An 18,444-nucleotide genomic window follows, 5' to 3' on the forward strand; every position below is an offset into this window, starting at 1 on the left:
TAGCGCGTAATATTTATTTTGATGTAGGAAGGAGTTTTAAAAAGCGTCTGAAAGTTTGATTTATTTCTAAATCTTCAAAATTATCAAAACCAATAATGAATGTATGCCCGCGGTTCACACATAATGCCTTACTATTCAGGAAGGATTACTTGTGAAAAATTTCAAATTGCGTTTCTTGGCACTTAAAATGCAGAGTTAATACACTGGGTTCGTTCTTTCCTTTTAAATTCTTTTAAAAATTTTAAGGCGATACATACGCTAAATGAGTCGTTCCAATGTTTTTGGCAAATATTGGATATACGCCTGATAACAGCTTAGACTCAAACAAATATGATAAATCTGATATTTACAAGGAAAAGCCTACTAGCTGGGGTTAAAGCAGAGTCGGCAGATTTACTTAGCTTCGAAGAGAATTCTCAAATAGAATTCGGCAACCGCAATATGCGCGAGGTGCTAGAAGATAGCATTCCCGAAATCATTGAGAAATATTCTGACTATGCCAGAAAGAATAAAATTGTTCTGAATGGCAGTATCCCCGCTACATTGGTATTCCCTGTAGAAACTACTGCAAGAGAAGTGCATGAGATCATGCATTTCGTTGGGAGCTATTCCGATGTTCATTTCAACATTGTACATATAGACGACCTTATCCAACCTTTCCTTCATGGGCAAAAGCTTTCATCACAAGACATGAAAGAACCCATGATCGTCCTGGAAGGATTGGACAATTATCTCAGTGTTGTTTACTACTTCAATACCAAGGAGGTAAAGCATCAAAGCTTCATCACATTTGAAGAAAAGCAGGCCGAAAATCACGGCCAACATGTCATAGACGCTCTGGTCAAAGAATTCGAAAAAATAGGATTTAGCCTGAGCGAAGACGACCAAAAAGAGTTGAGGTATCAACATACCCTTAACAACAGCACCTATTTTATTCAGAAATCAAATGGAGTAGCAACTTTGAGTGCATCTGTACGCAAAGAAGATCTTGTCCTGGACAAGTCAGCATCCATAGATAAATACACGCTGAGTCGGGTACTCAATAAGGAAAGATTGACCAAGCTGGGAATCAAAAAGGTGGTTCTCATCGGTAAGCATCTCCTGGATTATGGCTACCCTCAGTATTTAACAGAGGAGCTTGGGCTCGGTGAGATGATTTATATTCCAAATTCTGTTGAATCAGGCAAATCTTTCCTGACTATTCTAAATGGAATTGAAAACAGAACATCTTCCCCTTTTCAACCCGATTTAAAAGTTGCCGAGGTCTTAAAGCCCCAGGTACAGGAAAAAGAATTTCTTGATCTTAGTAAATTAGCTCCCCAGCTAAAAGAGGAAGAACTCAAGGAAAAATTTGATCTCATTTCCAGGGATAAAAAAGAGCCTAAGCAAGAGGAGAAAGCCTTGCTTATCCCTCAAGAGGAAAATCAAGCACAGGAAGAGGCAGCTATAGCAAAGGAAGAAGTAGCTACTGAAGAGCAATCAAGCAATATTGAAAGCGAGGCTAGGGAAGAACAGCCTGAAGCCAAAGAACTTCCGAAGGAAGCAAAACCGCAAGAAGGAAATCCCCCCGTGGCTCAGGAAAACAATGAGTCATTACATGTAGAAGAGCAGTCTTCAGAAGAAGGGCTAGCTGAGGAAGCAGAAGGGGGAGTAAGTGAACCAAGTATTGAGATCCTCAAGAAAAGTCTGGCAAGATTGGCTGATAAGCCCTTGAGAGATGGCAGGAAAGAAGTAGAGGTAGCCAGTCAACCCTTGGAAGAAGAAGAATTCGCTGAAGCTGAAGCTGAAGCTGAAGGAAAAGAAGAATCAAAAAAGGAAAGCAAAGAGGAAGCTCCTGAACAAACAGAAGAAGAAGAAGAAAGTCCTGTAGAAGCCAAAGCAGAAGTTGCCAGTCCAAAACCAATTGTTGCTGCTACAGAAACCCCTAAAGCTGCTGAAGAAGTAGCTGCTCCTATTGTTGCTGAAAGCAAAGCAGAAGTGAAAACGGAAAGCGAAGCTGAGGTAAAACCAATAGCAGAGCCACAGGTCGTAGCAGAAGTCAAAGGAGAAAAGGTACAAACGCTGGCAAAAAGTCCTCAGACAGGTATTGAAGAATGGAACAAGATTTCCGAAATGGAGGAAACCTTGAAGAGGCAGGAGGAAGAGGAGCGCAAGAAATTTGAGATGCTTAAAGAAAAACTGGCTTTGCAACGCAAGCAGAAAGCCAGTCAAAAGGCACCAGAAGAAGTTCCTAATGTCCCCAGAAAGAATGCTCGCTCCATCAATCTAAAGGAGGCATTTGAGTTTATCAAGAATTTCCCGGAAGAAGAATTTATCACACAACTGGTATTGGACAAAAATCTCAGAGCGAAAAAAGTTTTGCGCTTTGTGAGCAATGCAGATTTCGCCCAATCCTATATAGAATATAAGTTCCTGCGACTCTATGATAAAGAGTCTCGTTATTATCCAGGTATAAGTGGACTGTACGAAAGCGAAGAAGGTAAATTCTACATGAGAAATTACTACAAGGGATCTACCCTCGCAGAATACGCCAACAAGGCCGGCCTGGCAAAAAAACATAGCCTTAAAAAGTTGAGTAGCTCTGATCTGGAATTTGTCGTTAAAGTCATCAATGAAGTAAATGATTCTCCGGTTTCTCATGCCAATCTCCATGCGAATAATATCATTATTCAGGAAAAAGGCTTCTGGAGATTCAATACTGTCGAGCAAATTCGCTTGGTAGGATTTACTTCCGACGATTGCAGCCAGGAAGATATGCTTAACCGGGTTCATGAGATCTTTCATGCGCTCTTGGCTCCCGGTGTTTATTCTGAATTCCGTAACACGCTTAAATTGTAAAGTAAAGTGCAAATTAGTGAAAACAACGCTCCTCATGAGCTATATATCGAGCAGGTAAAACAGGAAGAAAAAAAGAAGAAGCGTAGATATCTGCTACTTTTGCTCTTATTATTACTGATAGGAGTTGCAGGGGGAGGAGGACTCTTCTCTCTACTGAGATCTCCTGAAGGTTTGGAATACAGAACCTTTAACAAGACTGATCTGGATGCAGAGAAGGTCAGAGCTCTGCTTGCGGAAAAAAATGTAAGCCTAAGAGTACTTGACTATGAAAGAGGGCGACTTGATACAATCAATACCCTGGAGGAGTACAAACAACTCTATGGGGATGGCTTTACAGGAGACCTTGTGGCTTCAGATAGCACGGGGGCTAATTTCGGGATTGAACCGGATGCCTATGCTAATCGAACAGAAGAATCCGATCCGAATGATATCTCCAATCAGAGAAATGATCTGGAGCAATATAGTGATGGAAACAGATCGTCAGGGGCAGATGGCTTTGAAGAAAGCACAGGTCCTCTCAAGCGTTACAAACTGGATATTATTGGTAAAAAGGTAGCAGGTGAAATTCTTTCCTTCATTATCACTGATTACAATCCTTCTATCAAATACAATCTTGACTTTGGTAATGGGATCGTACAGGATGCCAAAGAAATCACCCTCTATATGTATCCGGCCTCTGGACGATTTACCCTGAACCTGACCGCTACAGATGCACAGTTCAATAGAAGCATTACCAATGAGTATTTAGAAATCAAATCCCAAAACCCCTCCATCGCCAACAATCCTAATAACAGAGATGGAGATAACAATAGCTCTCGGGAACCGATTGCTTCAGATTGGGAAGAAGTTAGACCAGAAAATAAGACCAATCCAAATACGGGTACCGATTTCTCTAGCGAGGAAAAACCTGATGGATCAGATAGTGATCCCGCTTTGAACTCCAACAATGCCGGGACAGATAATACCAACAAAAGTACAGAGCTTGAACAACCTCGCTCCACTACCCCAACTGAGCAGCCTGATACCAAGACTCAGCCGGTCTTTGATGCTTCCAAGATCAAACAGCCGCTGACTACCGCTCAGAAAGCACCTTCTTTCCCAGGAGGAACTCAGTCGATGTATTCTTTTCTGAATAAGCACATCGCCTACCCTCAGCAAGCACGGGATTTTGAAGTAGAAGGCAAAGTGTATGTACAGTTTGAAGTTGATAGAAACGGAGGCATCAAGCACCCCAAAGTTGTAAGAGGCCTGGGATATGGATGTGATGAAGAAGCCCTTCGTATCGTAAAACTGATGCCAAAATGGGAACCTGCTGAGCACATGAATCAGGTAGTTCCTTATTTGTATACTCTGCCTGTAACTTTTAGGCTGGTAGATTAAAGAATAAATCTTTTCAAAAAATCCTATCTTGTGCGCCATTCGCATGAGATAGGATTTTTTCTTTTAGCTATATGAAAATAAGAATCGGAATCATCAACGTATCAGACCGGGCCAGCAAAGGCATCTACGAAGACATTCCCGGAAAAGCAGTGGTTTCTACCCTCAATGAATATCTGATATCAGAATGGGAAGCAGAATACCGTGTAATTCCTGATGAACAAGACCAAATTTCGGATGCACTCAGATTTATGGCAGATGAAGCGGGATGCTGCCTGGTAGTTACGACTGGAGGAACCGGACCGGCGAAAAGGGATGTAACTCCAGAGGCAACTAAAGCAGTTTGTGAAAAGATGATGCCGGGTTTCGGAGAATTGATGCGTCAGGAAAGTCTGAAATATGTTCCGACGGCTATTTTATCCAGACAAACTGCCGGAATCCGGGGAAATTGTTTGATTATAAACCTGCCTGGTAAACCCAAGGCCATTCGCGAATGCCTGGATGCTGTTTTCCCAGCCGTACCTTATTGTATTGATTTGATCGAAGGTCCTTTTCTGGAAGTCAATGAAGAAGTGATAAAAGCATTCAGACCCAAAAGCAAGTAAGCAGATAGTTTCCTAACTCAATTACAAACCCTCATTTCTATGAAACTGAGTTGATTCTCTATTTGATCATAGAATTTCTTATCATAGGCTTTTTGCAACCATTTACATGCATTTGTCGCTTTTCCAGTCTTCTCATAGTACAGAGCCTTATTGCGGTATACATAAGCATTATCAGCATCCAGTTCTTCTGACTTCAAGACATCTTTCATTCCATCCCGAAACTGGCCAAGGAGAATTTTTGAATAGCCACGATTGTTGTAAGAATAGGGAAAGTCGGGGTCAACTTCTATCGCTTTATCAAAAGCCTCTATCGCTTTTTCATGCTCATCATTTTCCTGGAAAACGAGTCCTTTATTATTGTGTGGGCCTGGCCACTCTGGTTCAAAGTCAATGGTCAGGTCTAAATAGTGAAGACCGGAATCTTCCAAACCCATTTCCAAAAAATTATCAGACATAATAAAAGCCACTCTCCCATTCTTGCCGTCTCTTTGAATGAGTTCTCTACCGATTTCATTAGACGCTTCATAATTCCCTTCTCTCCCAAGTCGCTTGAACTCTTCTAGTCGTGGATCTGGCTCGCTTTCCGAACAAGAAAAGAGCATGACCAACAGCCATAAGAAGAAGGTATTTCCTAAATGCCTTTTAAAAAGCCTCATAAATTTTCAATGTGAAAATATTCTAAATATGAATAATTGCTATGGTAAATGTTACTTATTAGAGATTTCTCCTTCTAAAGAATATAAAACTGATAATCCTATTGTCTAAACCATAAATTTTAAACACCATGGCAGTAATGAAAGTCGTTGAATTGATGGCCAATTCATCCACAAGCTGGGAAGATGCTACACAAAAAGCAATTAAAAAGGCATCAAAATCCATTAAAAACATTCGCTCCGCCTTTGTCCAAAGTCAAAGCGTTGTTGTTAAAGAAGACAAAGTCACAGAATTCCGTGTTAACCTGAAGGTTACCTTCGAAGTAAAATAACACAAAGAGCCCTGAGTGATCAGGGCTCTTTGTTTTTTCAGAAATCTATATATTTTATCAGTAATACTTTACAACTAATCGAACTTGATTTCCAGCAGGATTTCTCCATATTGATCTGAGAAAATAAACACCGGATCATTTTATGTTGAGGCCCAATTCTCTTTTCCTGCTCCTTATTCCCAGCCTGTTTTTCCTTTCCTTCCCACTTACCACCTTCGCCCAAAAAGATCATTTCAAAGCCTATTTAAAGGTAAGTGGGCAAGATAATCCAAGTAGACTTCAAGCCAATAAACTTATCCTCCAGCCAAATGGAAAGGATTTCTATGTCCTCTCTGAACTGAAAGCTGCTAGTCCGGATTATACCAATTATGCCCTTTTGATTTCAGTAGATGCTGAAGGAAATATACAGGAAAGTTCTACCTTAAGCAGCAATGTCCAGAATGCTGTAGACGGTGTAAGGGCTTCTTCCATTTGCTTTGATACAGATGGTCAGCTTTACATTGGAGGAGGCTATACAGGCTCCTGGAATCCTTTGGGGACAGGTGCAGAAAGAACTCTTTCTGCTTTAGATGCACAGGGAAATCTAAAATGGAGTCAAATGCAGTCAAGTTTTTACTTTGCTGACATTTTATATGATGCCGATATCGACCGGATCATTAGTCTCTCAGGTCCTTCCAATCTCGCCAATACGAATTACAACATACAGATCAATCAGTTTGCCAGAGATGGAAAATTAGGTCAGACTTTTTCTATTCTTAGTTCCAGTCAGGATTATGGCAAAGCCCTGATCAGTCTGGAAAGCAAAGACTATGGATTTGCGGGAACTTCCTATGATGCAGGGAAAGGTAGTGTACTCGTGGGAAAGATTGATCAAAGTCTGTCTCTGATCTGGGCGAGCAAATTTAGTCATCCAGATTTAGATATGGAGGTTCAGGATATGAGTCAACATCCAGGGGGAAGAATTGCCATTTCAGGGACAGCTAATGATATCAAAAGTGGAAGCCAGAAAGCTTTCTTATTAATCCTGGGTAATACCGGAGAGCTGGTAAGTTTTACGAGCTATCAAATTGGGACAGCTTGCCCAACAGAAGGAATGGGGATGGAAGCCTTTGAATACAATGGAAAAGATGGCTTTATTTTGAGCGGTTTTTACTACGAAAGCAATCCAAAGGAAAGAAGATCATTTGTTTTGAGGAGCAATCTGGAGGGAGAAATTGATTGGGTGAATACCTATAGTGAGTACAGACCAGAAGACAATAGCTGGGATGAAGTACTGAGAGATATTCAGCTTCTTCCTTCAGAAGGACAATTTGCTGCCATTGGTGAAGTAAACAGGTATAAAAATGGGATTGAGTTGGACAGGAAAGCTTTAGTTATGGTAAAGGGATCTTTAGAAGAAGGGAGCTTGAGCAGCGGAGAAGATTGTTATGAGGGTTTACAAGCAGCTAGTGAAAGCTATAGCCTGAATCAAGAATCTCTTACTTCTGCAAGCATTCTCCCTAATTCGGCCATCGGTTTCGCCTATCAACAGCCAACTATCTCGGTTGAAAATGGCTACTGTAGTTTCGGTTCTGTTCCAGAAAATGAAGATCCACAGGAAGATATTCGTAACAGATTCCCTGACAGAATTTCCCTGGACCAGGAAGCCTACCTTATTTTTAAAAATGGGCCACAAAGCATCAGTTTCCGATCCAAATATGGATTTATGCCGAAAGCAGGGAAATTGGAGGTCTTTGATATTACAGGAAGAAAGTTGGAAAGCCTGATTCTTTCCCCTAATGATCATAGCAAAGAAATAGTACTCCCACAGCTCAGCTATGGCATGTACTTCATTCTCTTAAAAGATGGAGAACATCTGATTGATACGCAGCGTTTCTTATTGGGCTTTTAAGCTAGACTTCCCAGCCACAAAGAGCTGCGATATATGCCTTGCTACCATCATTGGACCAGGCATCCAGCTGTGCGGGATCTTTTAACTGCTGTCCTCTCATACGGGAAACAGCCAGGTATCCGCAATTGACATCAGGAAGACCACTCATATCTCCCCAGAGTTTCTCGACCTGGGCTACTGGATAAATGTCTTCCTGTCCATGCCCCCAGCGCAACTTTACATTTTTTATGGTTACATAGGTGGGCATCCTACTGGCCATTTGCCGTACAGCCTCATCGATTCTTTCCGGCTTTGAATGAAGATCTTCTCGACTAAGTCCAAAGAGTTCCAGAAGCTGATCAACATCTATCCAGGTGGTAAGAGAGTTGTAATAACTCAATTTAAATTCATCTTCCTCCCGCGGTTGAGCCAATCCTTCAAGCAAACGTACCTGACCATTAACTCTGGCCAGGCCACCTCCCCTATCTTCAATTCTTCGAGGTACTACCTCAAAGCTGAGAACTTTCGATGAATGTATATGATATCCTAGAGCGGCTGGATCAATATCGGCTCCCAGAGTATCAATATTATGAAGCATGATAGTCTTAAGGCCTGGATGCTCCTTCAAAACCTTAGCCAGGGTTCCATTTCTCAGAAGGTTACTCACCTCATACCAATGCCCTAAAGGACTAAGTCTCTGAGAAGCTATATTATCTTCATAATCGGTTCCTTCTCCTTTAGATTTCGCCCATCCGATCAAGGCCTCTCTCACAGCATCCTGGACTTTTTGCTTGTTTTCATCCAGGGTTTCCTGGGCCATTTCTTCCCATAGAAACCTAAGGTCTCGTTCCATCGGAATGAACCTTTGTCCTATAGATCTACCGGGAGAAAGATATACTCCTCCCTCATATCCATAATTCCCTGCAGTATTGAGATTCTCCTGTATAGAGTTGTGAGTAAGATGACTCGTCGCAAATATATGAGGAATAGGCACCTCAAATGTTTCTGAGGTACGCTGGGTTTTCTTTAAATGAATTTCGATAAAGGATCTATGAATGCCTTCTATTTCTACAAAAGGACTCAGGGCTTTTATTACTCCGGCACCTTGTGTCCATCGACTTCCTACTCCTCCTGCCAGACTCAGTACCGCCAGCTCCCCATTTCGAATCGCTTCTTTACCTTTCTCCTGGTACGCCTCCAATTGCTTGAGTTCAACTACATCTTCAGACAGGACATCCTCAATCTGGCTTTCAGCTGACAATCGGTTTCTGGAAAGCCCAATTCGTCCTCTTTGGAGATCCTTCCGCAATTGTTCGTGTTGGATAAAGTCGAATCCATTTTCCTCTTTGATCTTGCGACTTAGCTTGTGTTGCTCCTTCAGATCAGAGGTTCCTGCCGGATCGCTGCTTCTAAACAATTTACCAACCATCGTCCTCAAGAGGTTATGGGCCGTATCCCCATTTCCCAATTGGGCGGTATATCTATCTATTTCTATTTTTCTATCGTTGGGAAGTTCACTTCCCTTTTCGGAAAGTTCGGCCAAATGCAATCGATAATAAGCATCGGGCATCAAGGCTTCATAATCTTCCATCAAACTAGCCTGAGTTCCCAGAGGATTTATGTTGAAGTCATAGACCACAGGCTCCATGGCAAAAGGAAGTGCAGCTGACAACTCTTGTTTACTTTCTTTCAGGATTTCCAGAACAGCTTCTTTCGCATTTCCATTATAGGCCGGATCGACAAACATACCCATACCTCCTCCAGACATTCCTCCCAGCATCAAAAAACCCCAGTATTGATCTCCAAACTTCTTCTTGGCCTTCTGTATGATCAATTCTGTAAAATGGGTTGAGGCCCAGGGAATAATAGTCTTGATTGGGTATTCCCAATTGTGATTGGTGTTTTGGGCAAGCTTTTGGATGTCGCCTTCTCTCAAAGCATGCTGAATATTGTTATAAATCTCATAAGCAGCCTGTCTTGCCTTCCATTCTTCGGAAGCGCGAAGCAGATACTTCTCTGTAACCATTTCCAGAATGGGGCCTACATTTTGAGCCATACCCCCATGCATCAATACCAGAGATTTACTCAGTCTTTCATTGATCTCTGCATGGAGATTTTCGCCTTGCAATACATTGTGGATAGGCAAGAGACATCCCCGACTGATTCCAAATTCGGGATCTCCTGATTTTGCAGCTGTGCCTTCAATTTTTTTGATTCCAGGCCAGACTCCTCCGGAATCCTGCCAACCTCCCCCGGAACCTCCTAACCATTCTCCTAATATAGCTCGTGATGCGACCAGTCTTCTTTCAGGCTCTGTCAATCCCCCTTCTAATGAAGCCGTCTGCCCGGTTGCACGCATAATGAGGGCAATCATAGAACCTAGCAGATTGGTCGAGACGGCAAAGCGGGAACCTTTAGGTATATCATTTACCTTCGTCAATAACTCAACTCCCATGCCTGGCCCAACAATACGCGCCAGTATCTCCTCCAGTTTCTGTCCGGTACCTTCAAAAGCGGGAGGCACCAGTCCACCGGCAATAATCCCGGCTTTCAGGAGGGAAAGATAGTCATTGCCAAAATTGAAGAGGTCGGCTAAATCAGAAATGTCTTTACTCGTATTCAGGTCCAGACTACTCAAGCGGATCACAGGTTCAGAAATAACCCTAAAATAGGTACTTATTGAAGGACGGATTTCTTTATCTCTCCCATAAACCCCTAAATCGACAGATACATTTATTACTCTGGCTCCTTCAGGATAATCCATACCCAAAAAGAAGATATCTGACCAACCGCTATGGCTAAGATCCATTCTGACAGAAGTCTGTTCTCTGAGAATGGGAAACAACTGACTATTTTCAGATTTATTAAGTAAAGCGGAATGAATATGTATGGGTAATTCTTCTACATGTCCGAGGCGAAACATCCATTGATTTCCTCTACTGGCGCGCACGCTTTTCCGAACCTGATCTGCTAGAATTTTAAAGCTCAGGTGATGGTAGGCATCTGCAAGCGCACTTGCCAGTACGGCATTCATTCCCACCTTTTCCACTTCTTTGTGAAAGGTATGTATCGCTTGTTCAAACTTTCTATCAAGAAGGTCTTCAAAACCATGATAAGGCAATTTCCCAGTGCCGGGTATATTATCGGATTCCTGCAGCACAAATCGGAAGGCAGAATGCAGGAACAAACTGGCTCTTACTCTTTCGTAAAGATTGTCTGTTTGCTTTCTGAATGCTTCTAATTCATCCAAATAGCTCATCAGGTCTTCTGTAGAAAGACCTTCGCACAGATCGAGGAAGGAACGATCCCTGATAGCCTGCTCCTGACTACTAATGGTTTCTATAAATGGATTCATTACTTTCTTTGATCTTCGGCCAGCAGATGTACAAGCTTATTTAGCATTTCGTTCTTCTCGATTCCAGCCAGTCCCAAAGCCAATTGTGCCTGAAACAGTCCATAGCCGGAGCTAAGGTCATAGCGCCTCCCCTTCATATCCAGTGCCAGATAACTACCCTGTTCGGCGAGTTTCTGTAAACTGGGGGTCAACATCAATTCATCTTGATCTGATTTCCTGGCCTCAAAGCTTTCTTGCAGGAGTTGAATAATTCCCCCATCCAGAACATGCATCCCAAAAATACAGAGGTAATAGCCCAACTTCAGACCGGGCATTTGCAAAAGCAGTTCTGCCTGGCTCAGAGAAGGTTTTTCTAATATGGTTTCAACCTGATATACGCCTTCTTTATGAGGTAAAAGCTTTCCGGAAAGGGTGCCATATTTCCCAATCAGGTATTCGGGAGTTTCATTGACAGCACTTACAGATCCTCCTTCTTGTTCTGCGACTGAAATCAATTGTTTCGAACAACCCATTTCATCCAAATCACTAACGTAAAGATGATCTCCCAACAGCAATAGAAAGCTATCGTTTTTCACATAATCCTTTGCACAGAGAACGGCATGCCCATATCCCAGGGTTTCTTCCTGAACCCTGAAATACATTCGATCCAGAAGATCCTTAATCTTCTTTACCTGGATTTCGGACCAATCCCGTTTATTCTCTTTAGAGGAAAGATTTTTTGCAAGAGAGCGAAAAGCTTCCAAATAGCGTGGTTCATCCCCGGGAGCACAAACGATACATACCTCTTCTACCCCACCAGAGAGTGCCTCTTCTGCTATTACCTGAATCACAGGTTTGGTTATTCCATCTCTATCAACAATGGGCAACATGGCTTTTTGAACCGTATCACTAACCGGATACAATCTACTGCCCCGAGCTGCTGCAGTAATAACAGCTTTTTTAATACTCATTTTTTCTTCTCCTATTCAATTTTCAGAGGGCCATTATAGTTTTTTTCGGTCGCTTGTGCAAACCATTCTAACCAGAGGGTCCTCCTCCCTTATTTTGAAAATTCCAATAATTAAGCCATTTTTCAAAGGATTACTAGTCCAAACAACATGCACAAAACTCTACTACTTACCCTTCTTTGCTCTTGTTCAAGTCTCTTTCTATTTTCTCAGGAAAAATTCAATACAGAATTTGCAAATGCTGATTCCTATATTGAATCCGGTTTTTTTGAGTTGGCAAGAAATCTTCTTCAAAATCTTCAGCCCAGAATCGAAACGGGTTCAGAGGATTACAGACTCTGTGTTGATAAAATTGCCCACACCTATAATCTCCAGTGGAAAGAAGCTTTAAACTCCCCTTCCTCTCAAAAAAGGATGACATTTCTAACTGGATTTCTCCAACATATTGAAAACGATGGGGCCTATTTATCGAAATCTCTGACTGTGGATCGAGCGCATTATATATATGAAGCTCTGATAGGAGAATATCTCAACAGAGGAGATCATGAATCTGCCATGAAATATAAAGGCAAATTGTATTATGCTTTTCAAAATGGATTACTCCCCAGCTCCATCAAGGAAGTCTTTAGCCTCGGCAAGTACTCCAATGGCAGTGTCAGTATTTGGGGTTATGAATGGTATGAAGGCTTTGCCTCTCCCAAAGATAATGGCAGCTTCAGTAAAATGGTCTTTTCTGTTTATCCGGCGAATTCTCCAGGAGAAGAAGAAAAAGAATTGATGCAATTTCATCTTAAACGCATCAATTGGATAGATCATAACCTGGGAGAATATGTTTTGGTAGAAAGGCCGGGCAGCTCTCAATCGGGGCGGGTAACAACCCTTTGGGATTTTAGTTTTGATCGTCCGATAGACTACCTCGAACTCCGTGAGATCATCCTGACGCTTGCCATGTCAGGTGATAGCCGCGGATAGCATAATCACTTGCAGTTATACGAAAATAAGAAAAGGGGACGGTTATTAACTGTCCCCTTTTTTATAGAAAAGGGCACCCCTACCAGGATGCCCTAAAACCGTTAACTAAATGAGAAGAAAATTACTTCTGAATGATCAGTTTTTCCTGCTTCACGTAGTCGCCATCTATTTTCATAAGCAATAGATAAGCACCAGATTGAATTTCACTGAGTTGGAGTCTTTCAGTATGATCTCCTTGTACACGGAGGCCCATATTTACTTTCTTCACAACTCTTCCCATCATATCCATTAGCTCAAAACTCAAATCACCTGAAAGAGGAAGATTAAAGGCTATATTCAAATCTTGCTTTGCAGGATTTGGATAGAGTTTGAATGCAGTGTTTGCAAATAGATCAGGATCTATCGAAACCGCATTTACATTCAAGATATTATCCATGTAATAGGTATCATCTGCACCTGCAGTGTTAAAATTCGGGAAGAGGACTACCTGATTGTAATTATGAGCGGCATCATAGGTTGGTGCTGTACTCATATCAAAACTCAAGGTCTCCCAGCTCATAGCTGCTGTAGTTGATACTTGGAGTTCAGAGAAAATAGAAGGATTACCATTTCCATCAGGTGGAGAGGTAGTATCTTCAAATTTAAGGAGAATAGGCGTACCCGCAGCAGGTGACCATACGTCTACAGAGAATACCGCACCAGGAGAAAGATCAATTACCTCATCAAGTGCAATAGAAACACCTGCCCAGGTTTGAGCACCTGCAGGTTTTGTGATACGAAGTACTTTAGCACTGGTATTACCGGTCATGTCAGGGTTATCCAAAACTTCGGTAGTAGCATCTCCGAAACCAGCTGGTGCATAACCCGCTGTAGCTGATTCAAAATCGATCGGAAGTTTTACAGGATCTGGATCAACAGTTTCTACTTGCTCAAAATCATCAAAGTAGTAGTCTTCGCCTCCTGTCTGACCTGCAGTACCGAAGTCTGGGAAAAGTACAACTCGGTTATAGTTATGCGCTGCATCATACGTTACTGCCGTCGAAATATCGAAGGTCAGGGTTTCCCAGGCACTGGCTCCTGTAGTATTCATGTCCAGTTCTGAAAAGATTGTAGCATCATTTACATCTTCTACTTTTAGGCGAATAGGCACACCCGCTCTAGGAGACCATACTTTAACAGAAAACATGGTTCCCATAGTCAAATCAAGAGGAGCTGCAATATCAATAGAAGCACCGCCCCAGGTTTGAGCAGTTTCTGGTTTGTTCAAATTCAAAACATTAGCACTTGCATTGCCATTCATATCAGGATTGGCAATCACCATGGCTGCTACTTCACCAAATCCAGCTGGATTGTAGTCAACTGTAGTATCTTCAAAAGTGATAGGTAGCGTAGGTAAGTTAACTGTATTTACCGCTTGCTCAATATCATCCATATAGAAGTTTTCACCTCCAGTTTGACCTGCTGTACCAAAATCCGGAAATAGAGCTATTCTACTGTACATATGTGCAGCACTGTAGGTAGGCGCTGCAGAAATATCAAAGCTCAAAGTTTCCCAGCTACTTGCTACGGTAGTATTAACATCTACCTCAGAAAAGAGAGTCGCATCATTTTTATCTTCTACTTTGAAACGAACAGGAACTCCGGCTCTTGGAGACCATACTTTTACCGTAAAGACTGTACCGACTGTCAAATCAATCGCAGAACCTAAATCAACAGAAGCCCCTCCCCATGTCTGAGCAGTCTCAAGTTTGTTAAGGTTAATTACTGAATCGCTCATATTTCCAGCACTCATGTCCGGATTGGCAATAACTGCAGCAACAACATCTCCGAAACCAGCGAGTGCGTAATCTACATTCGCTTCATCAAAGGTCATTGGAAGTGAGGCAGGCGTGGCCTGACCTGCGACTTGCTCAATGTCATCCATGTAAAAGTCTTCGCCCATCCCAGCTGTTCCAAAGTCAGGGAATAAAGCAATTCTACTATACATGTGTGCAGCATTGTAGGTAGCAGCTGAAGAAATGTCAAATGTCAAGGTTTCCCAGGCACTTGCAACCGTTGTGTTAGCATCGACTTCAGAAAAGATTGCAGCATCATTTACATCCTCTACTTTGAAACGAACAGGAATGCCTGCTCTTGGGGACCATACTTTTAGGGTAAAGGTCGTTCCGCCCGTGAGGTCGATAGCTGAAGCGAGGTCGATAGATGCTCCTGCCCATGTCTGAGAATTCATAGGCTTATTGAGTGTCAATACAGTATCGCTCATGTTTCCAGCACCCATGTCTGGATTAGCAATAACAGCTGCAACTACATCTCCAAAGCCTTGAGGATTGTAGTCAATTGCACCATCTTCAAAATCCACGGGGAGTGTGGGACTTGTCTGCGCCGATATCGTTCCGGCACCAAGACCCAGAAAAGTCAGGATCGAGATTAGTAGTATCCAATTTTTACTTAGGGTAGTAATACTCATATGTTATAGTTTAAATTGAGTGGGACATATCCATAATTTCTAGCGTACAAGATAGCTGAAGCAAGGCTGATCCCAGCTACTACATTACTACTCATATAGCGAAAAACGAATATATAGGCTAATAAGCCATGAGGAATTCGGTGAGGTTCTGGTTGGAATCCAGTTCAAACTTTTTGCGCAAGCGATATCTACTCGCTTCTATTCCTCTGACGGTAACATTGAGTAAGGAGGCCATTTCTTTGGTAGAAAGGTTCATGCGCATATACGCACATAGCTTTAGATCTTTGGGAGTGAGGTCGGGATAGGTAGTTTTAATCTCCTGGAAAAAGTCTTTGTTCACCTCATTAAAATGAAGGAGGAATTGTTCCCATCCTTTATCAAGGATACTATCCTGCTGCAACATTTGGATGAGTTTTTTGAGGTCTTTATTTATCGGGATATCCTTACTTTTCCTTCTGATATCCTGTAAGTCATTTTTGATCCGTTCCAGCAATTCATTCTTCTGCAATACATGCATGGTAGTACTCACCAACTCTCGTTTCTTAAACTCCAGTTCCTTCTGGATCTGTTCTTCTCTAAGCTTGCCAATGGTTTTCTTAGAGGCCTCAATTTCCTGCTCATGATCTTCCTGAAGACTTTGATATTTTTTGTTCTGTTGTCTGAGGTAGAAATAAATGGCAGCAAATAAAAGGAGTGCATATATCAAATAAGCAAGCCTTGAAGCATACCAGGGAGGATGGATTTTAAAGGAATAGCTTACTGCTTCACTTAGTTCTCCATTAGGCTTTCGAGCTTCTAATACAAAGGTGTAGGAGGAAGGAGGAAGATTTGTGTATTCCTTGGTGTTTTCCTGTTTCCACGGACTCCAATCCTGATCAAAACCTTCGAGCTTAAAACGGTATTCAACTTCCAGGGGAGATACATAGTCGGTGGAAGAAAAGGAAAATTTGAGGGCATTTTGATCAGAACTAAGCTCGATTTTGCCATCCGAATCTTCCTCAAAAGCTCCTATAGAAGCTCCACCATATAGAATTCTATCTTGTTCACCGGTAATTTTTACTTCCCGCACCAGAGCTGTAAAAAAAGGAGGAAAGCGTTGAGAATTTTTATAATCATACAAAATAAAACCTTCTTCCGAGGTGATAAATACATGTCGATCATTATGCCCATAGATCTGCTCAAACCCCTTATTCAGCAAGGGTTCTATTTGTGGGAATTCTTCTTTTATCACCTCCTTCTCAACTCCTCTATCTGTAATCTTCAGGACTCCAAAATCATTTTGACTGATATACCAGATATCTCCATTTGGAAGCATCCTCAGCCGGCGGATTTTAACAGAATCTCCAAAAATATTATTGAACCTTTCGAAGGGAATAAATCTTTCCTTTTGATAATCAAATAGGAAACTCCCTTTACTGCTACAAAAGACAATTTCGTCTCCAATCCGAAATAAATGATTATCGAGGTCGGAAGTCAAGCCATCCTTTTCTCCGTATTGATGAACACTTGAACTCTGCAAGGGCTCGCTAAGTTCTATTCTGAAAATACCGCGATAGGGATGTGCAATCCATACATTGCCTTTATTGTCTTGCTCTAGGAATCGGCTTGACTCTGAGAAATCTTCCAGATGGTAAAGGTATTCAAGCTCTTCCCCCTTATTCCTAAAAAACGCAACTCCCTGATAATTTCCCGCAACTGAGATATCCGGATATTTTTGCAAGGCTTCAAATTTCCAGTAACCTGTTCCTTCAAAAAAGCGATTTGCTCTCCCTGATGAAACCAAAGAGGCTCCCCGATTATCACTTAGCAATAGTTTATTGTCCAGCAAATCCAGTCCCCAGGTAAGTCCTTTGCTATTTTCAATCAGTTGAAAATTTGGGTTTAGGCCCGGTGGATAGTATTCTATCCAGGGTGCACGATATAAACCATTACTTGTTGCAAAAAAGATTTCATCATTCTTGATCTGAATATCATAAGCAGTTCCTCTCAAAGATTCATCTGGATATATCTTCCTGAAAGGAGAATTGACCTGGACCAAATTAATCCCATTGTCCAACCCAAGCCAAAGATTCATACTTTTATCGAGGTATATGCCCAAAATGCTATTTCGGAGCAATCCATCTTCCTGCTTTATCCACTGATAAATTTTCCCCTCCGCATCCAGCATAAGTAATCCTCCAAAAGCTGTACCTATAGCAAGATTTCCTTCTTTTAAGGCTTGAATAGAACTGATCTGAAGATCGGCCAGCAAGGCTTCGTTTTGTAATTTTTTCTTTTCCAACTTCCCCTCAAGAAGGCTGTATAAGCCTTCTTGATCAGTGGCTAATATTATTTCATCTCCAAGGGCACAAATACCTTTTATGAGAAAGGCTTCTGATTTAACAATTTGTCCCAGACTACGGCTTTCCTTCTGATCAATTTCCGAAATACTACCATCCTGAGCAGCCGCAATCACCTTTCCATTGGCAGAGCCTAAAAAAGTATAGGTTCGATCAGAGAAAACCTGGCTGGTTTCCGAATCCAGAAAAAAGATCTTATTGGAGGATCGAAAAAATACACCAGCATCTGTAGTTACGATCTCCCATACATCTTCAAAATCTGTATGGGATTCCGGAATCAATCTTTTTAAAGAATGATACCTCCACTGGCCAGAAGAATCCGGAGAGAAATAGCCTATCTCATTTTGTCCCCCTGCATAAATACGACCGCTCTCAGATATTGCCAGTGCCCTTAATACGCTTTTATTGGGTAAAGGAAAGAGTTCCCAGCTTCTTCCGTCATATACCAACAAGCCCTCAGAGTTAGCGAAGTAAACAAGGCCCTGCTGATCCTGAACGATACTCCAATTAGGAGCAGCAGCCTGATATTCATCTCTCTCAAAAGATTTGATAAAGGGAATCCCCAAATTATAATCCTGAGACAATCCGACTGAACAGAAAAAAACCAGTATCAATAAAGTAAAAAGCGGGAGATTCTTTCTCATAAGCCAATGAGTACACAATAAATACCCTAAAAACAAATAATGAGT

The 18,444-nt window shown here is 41.8% G+C and carries 11 protein-coding genes; 6 read left to right on the forward strand and 5 right to left on the reverse strand.

Annotated features, from left to right (window positions below; genetic code table 11):
* The first annotated feature begins 330 nt into the window (after positions 1 to 330).
* From R8P61_12830 to mog, 3 genes are all read left to right on the forward strand, one after another.
* Positions 331 to 2,838 carry a hypothetical protein gene (locus R8P61_12830; GenBank protein MDW3647944.1) on the forward strand — a complete coding sequence of 836 codons (2,508 nt, stop codon included), beginning with the start codon at positions 331 to 333 and terminating at the stop codon, positions 2,836 to 2,838.
* A gap of 6 nt (positions 2,839 to 2,844) precedes the next feature.
* Positions 2,845 to 4,218 carry a TonB family protein gene (locus R8P61_12835; protein MDW3647945.1) on the forward strand — a complete coding sequence of 458 codons (1,374 nt, stop codon included), beginning with the start codon at positions 2,845 to 2,847 and terminating at the stop codon, positions 4,216 to 4,218.
* Between the two features lie 71 nt (positions 4,219 to 4,289).
* On the forward strand, positions 4,290 to 4,820 hold the full coding sequence (mog, locus tag R8P61_12840; protein MDW3647946.1) for a molybdopterin adenylyltransferase: 531 nt from the start codon (positions 4,290 to 4,292) through the stop codon (positions 4,818 to 4,820).
* 17 nt (positions 4,821 to 4,837) lie between these two features.
* Here the strand turns inward: mog and R8P61_12845 are convergent, their stop codons facing one another.
* A complete protein-coding gene (locus R8P61_12845; GenBank protein MDW3647947.1) occupies positions 4,838 to 5,476 on the reverse strand; it encodes a tetratricopeptide repeat protein in 639 nt (212 codons plus the stop codon).
* A gap of 128 nt (positions 5,477 to 5,604) precedes the next feature.
* On the opposite strand from R8P61_12845, the gene R8P61_12850 reads away from it, so the two are divergent.
* Complete coding sequence (locus R8P61_12850; GenBank protein ID MDW3647948.1) at positions 5,605 to 5,805, forward strand: dodecin family protein; 201 nt, start codon at positions 5,605 to 5,607, stop codon at positions 5,803 to 5,805.
* Positions 5,806 to 5,947: 142 nt separating this feature from the next.
* Entirely contained in the window at positions 5,948 to 7,696 is a 1,749-nt protein-coding gene (locus tag R8P61_12855) for a T9SS type A sorting domain-containing protein (GenBank protein MDW3647949.1), read from the forward strand.
* A gap of 1 nt (position 7,697) precedes the next feature.
* On the opposite strand, the gene R8P61_12860 is transcribed toward R8P61_12855, so the two are convergent.
* Complete coding sequence (locus R8P61_12860; GenBank protein ID MDW3647950.1) at positions 7,698 to 11,030, reverse strand: UTP--glucose-1-phosphate uridylyltransferase; 3,333 nt, start codon at positions 11,028 to 11,030, stop codon at positions 7,698 to 7,700.
* The gene (locus R8P61_12865) at positions 11,030 to 11,980 is read right to left on the reverse strand and encodes a sugar phosphate nucleotidyltransferase (GenBank protein MDW3647951.1); all 951 of its coding nucleotides are present in this window, start codon (positions 11,978 to 11,980) and stop codon (positions 11,030 to 11,032) included. Before R8P61_12865 ends, R8P61_12860 begins: the two co-directional genes overlap by 1 nt.
* A gap of 147 nt (positions 11,981 to 12,127) precedes the next feature.
* Between R8P61_12865 and R8P61_12870 the strand changes: the two genes are divergently transcribed.
* On the forward strand, positions 12,128 to 12,949 hold the full coding sequence (locus tag R8P61_12870; GenBank protein MDW3647952.1) for a hypothetical protein: 822 nt from the start codon (positions 12,128 to 12,130) through the stop codon (positions 12,947 to 12,949).
* Between the two features lie 121 nt (positions 12,950 to 13,070).
* On the opposite strand, the gene R8P61_12875 is transcribed toward R8P61_12870, so the two are convergent.
* Together R8P61_12875 and R8P61_12880 are read right to left on the reverse strand one after the other, a co-directional pair.
* The gene (locus R8P61_12875; GenBank protein ID MDW3647953.1) at positions 13,071 to 15,416 is read right to left on the reverse strand and encodes a T9SS type A sorting domain-containing protein; all 2,346 of its coding nucleotides are present in this window, start codon (positions 15,414 to 15,416) and stop codon (positions 13,071 to 13,073) included.
* Between the two features lie 118 nt (positions 15,417 to 15,534).
* The gene (locus R8P61_12880) at positions 15,535 to 18,399 is read right to left on the reverse strand and encodes a triple tyrosine motif-containing protein (protein ID MDW3647954.1); all 2,865 of its coding nucleotides are present in this window, start codon (positions 18,397 to 18,399) and stop codon (positions 15,535 to 15,537) included.
* Positions 18,400 to 18,444: the final 45 nt, after the last annotated feature.

Source organism: Bacteroidia bacterium, assembly GCA_033391075.1.
Taxonomy (GTDB): Bacteria; Bacteroidota; Bacteroidia; order J057; family J057; genus JAWPMV01.

Excerpts from the sequence above, each read along its gene's own strand:
- R8P61_12830 (MDW3647944.1), top strand. The coding sequence starts at position 331 with ATGATAAATCTGATATTTACAAGGAAAAGCCTACTAGCTGGGGTTAAA.
- mog (MDW3647946.1), top strand. The coding sequence starts at position 4,290 with ATGAAAATAAGAATCGGAATCATCAACGTATCAGACCGGGCCAGCAAA.
- R8P61_12845 (MDW3647947.1), bottom strand. The coding sequence starts at position 5,476 with ATGAGGCTTTTTAAAAGGCATTTAGGAAATACCTTCTTCTTATGGCTG.
- R8P61_12850 (MDW3647948.1), top strand. The coding sequence starts at position 5,605 with ATGGCAGTAATGAAAGTCGTTGAATTGATGGCCAATTCATCCACAAGC.
- R8P61_12855 (MDW3647949.1), top strand. The coding sequence starts at position 5,948 with ATGTTGAGGCCCAATTCTCTTTTCCTGCTCCTTATTCCCAGCCTGTTT.
- R8P61_12860 (MDW3647950.1), bottom strand. The coding sequence starts at position 11,030 with ATGAATCCATTTATAGAAACCATTAGTAGTCAGGAGCAGGCTATCAGG.
- R8P61_12865 (MDW3647951.1), bottom strand. The coding sequence starts at position 11,980 with ATGAGTATTAAAAAAGCTGTTATTACTGCAGCAGCTCGGGGCAGTAGA.
- R8P61_12870 (MDW3647952.1), top strand. The coding sequence starts at position 12,128 with ATGCACAAAACTCTACTACTTACCCTTCTTTGCTCTTGTTCAAGTCTC.
- R8P61_12875 (MDW3647953.1), bottom strand. The coding sequence starts at position 15,416 with ATGAGTATTACTACCCTAAGTAAAAATTGGATACTACTAATCTCGATC.
- R8P61_12880 (MDW3647954.1), bottom strand. The coding sequence starts at position 18,399 with ATGAGAAAGAATCTCCCGCTTTTTACTTTATTGATACTGGTTTTTTTC.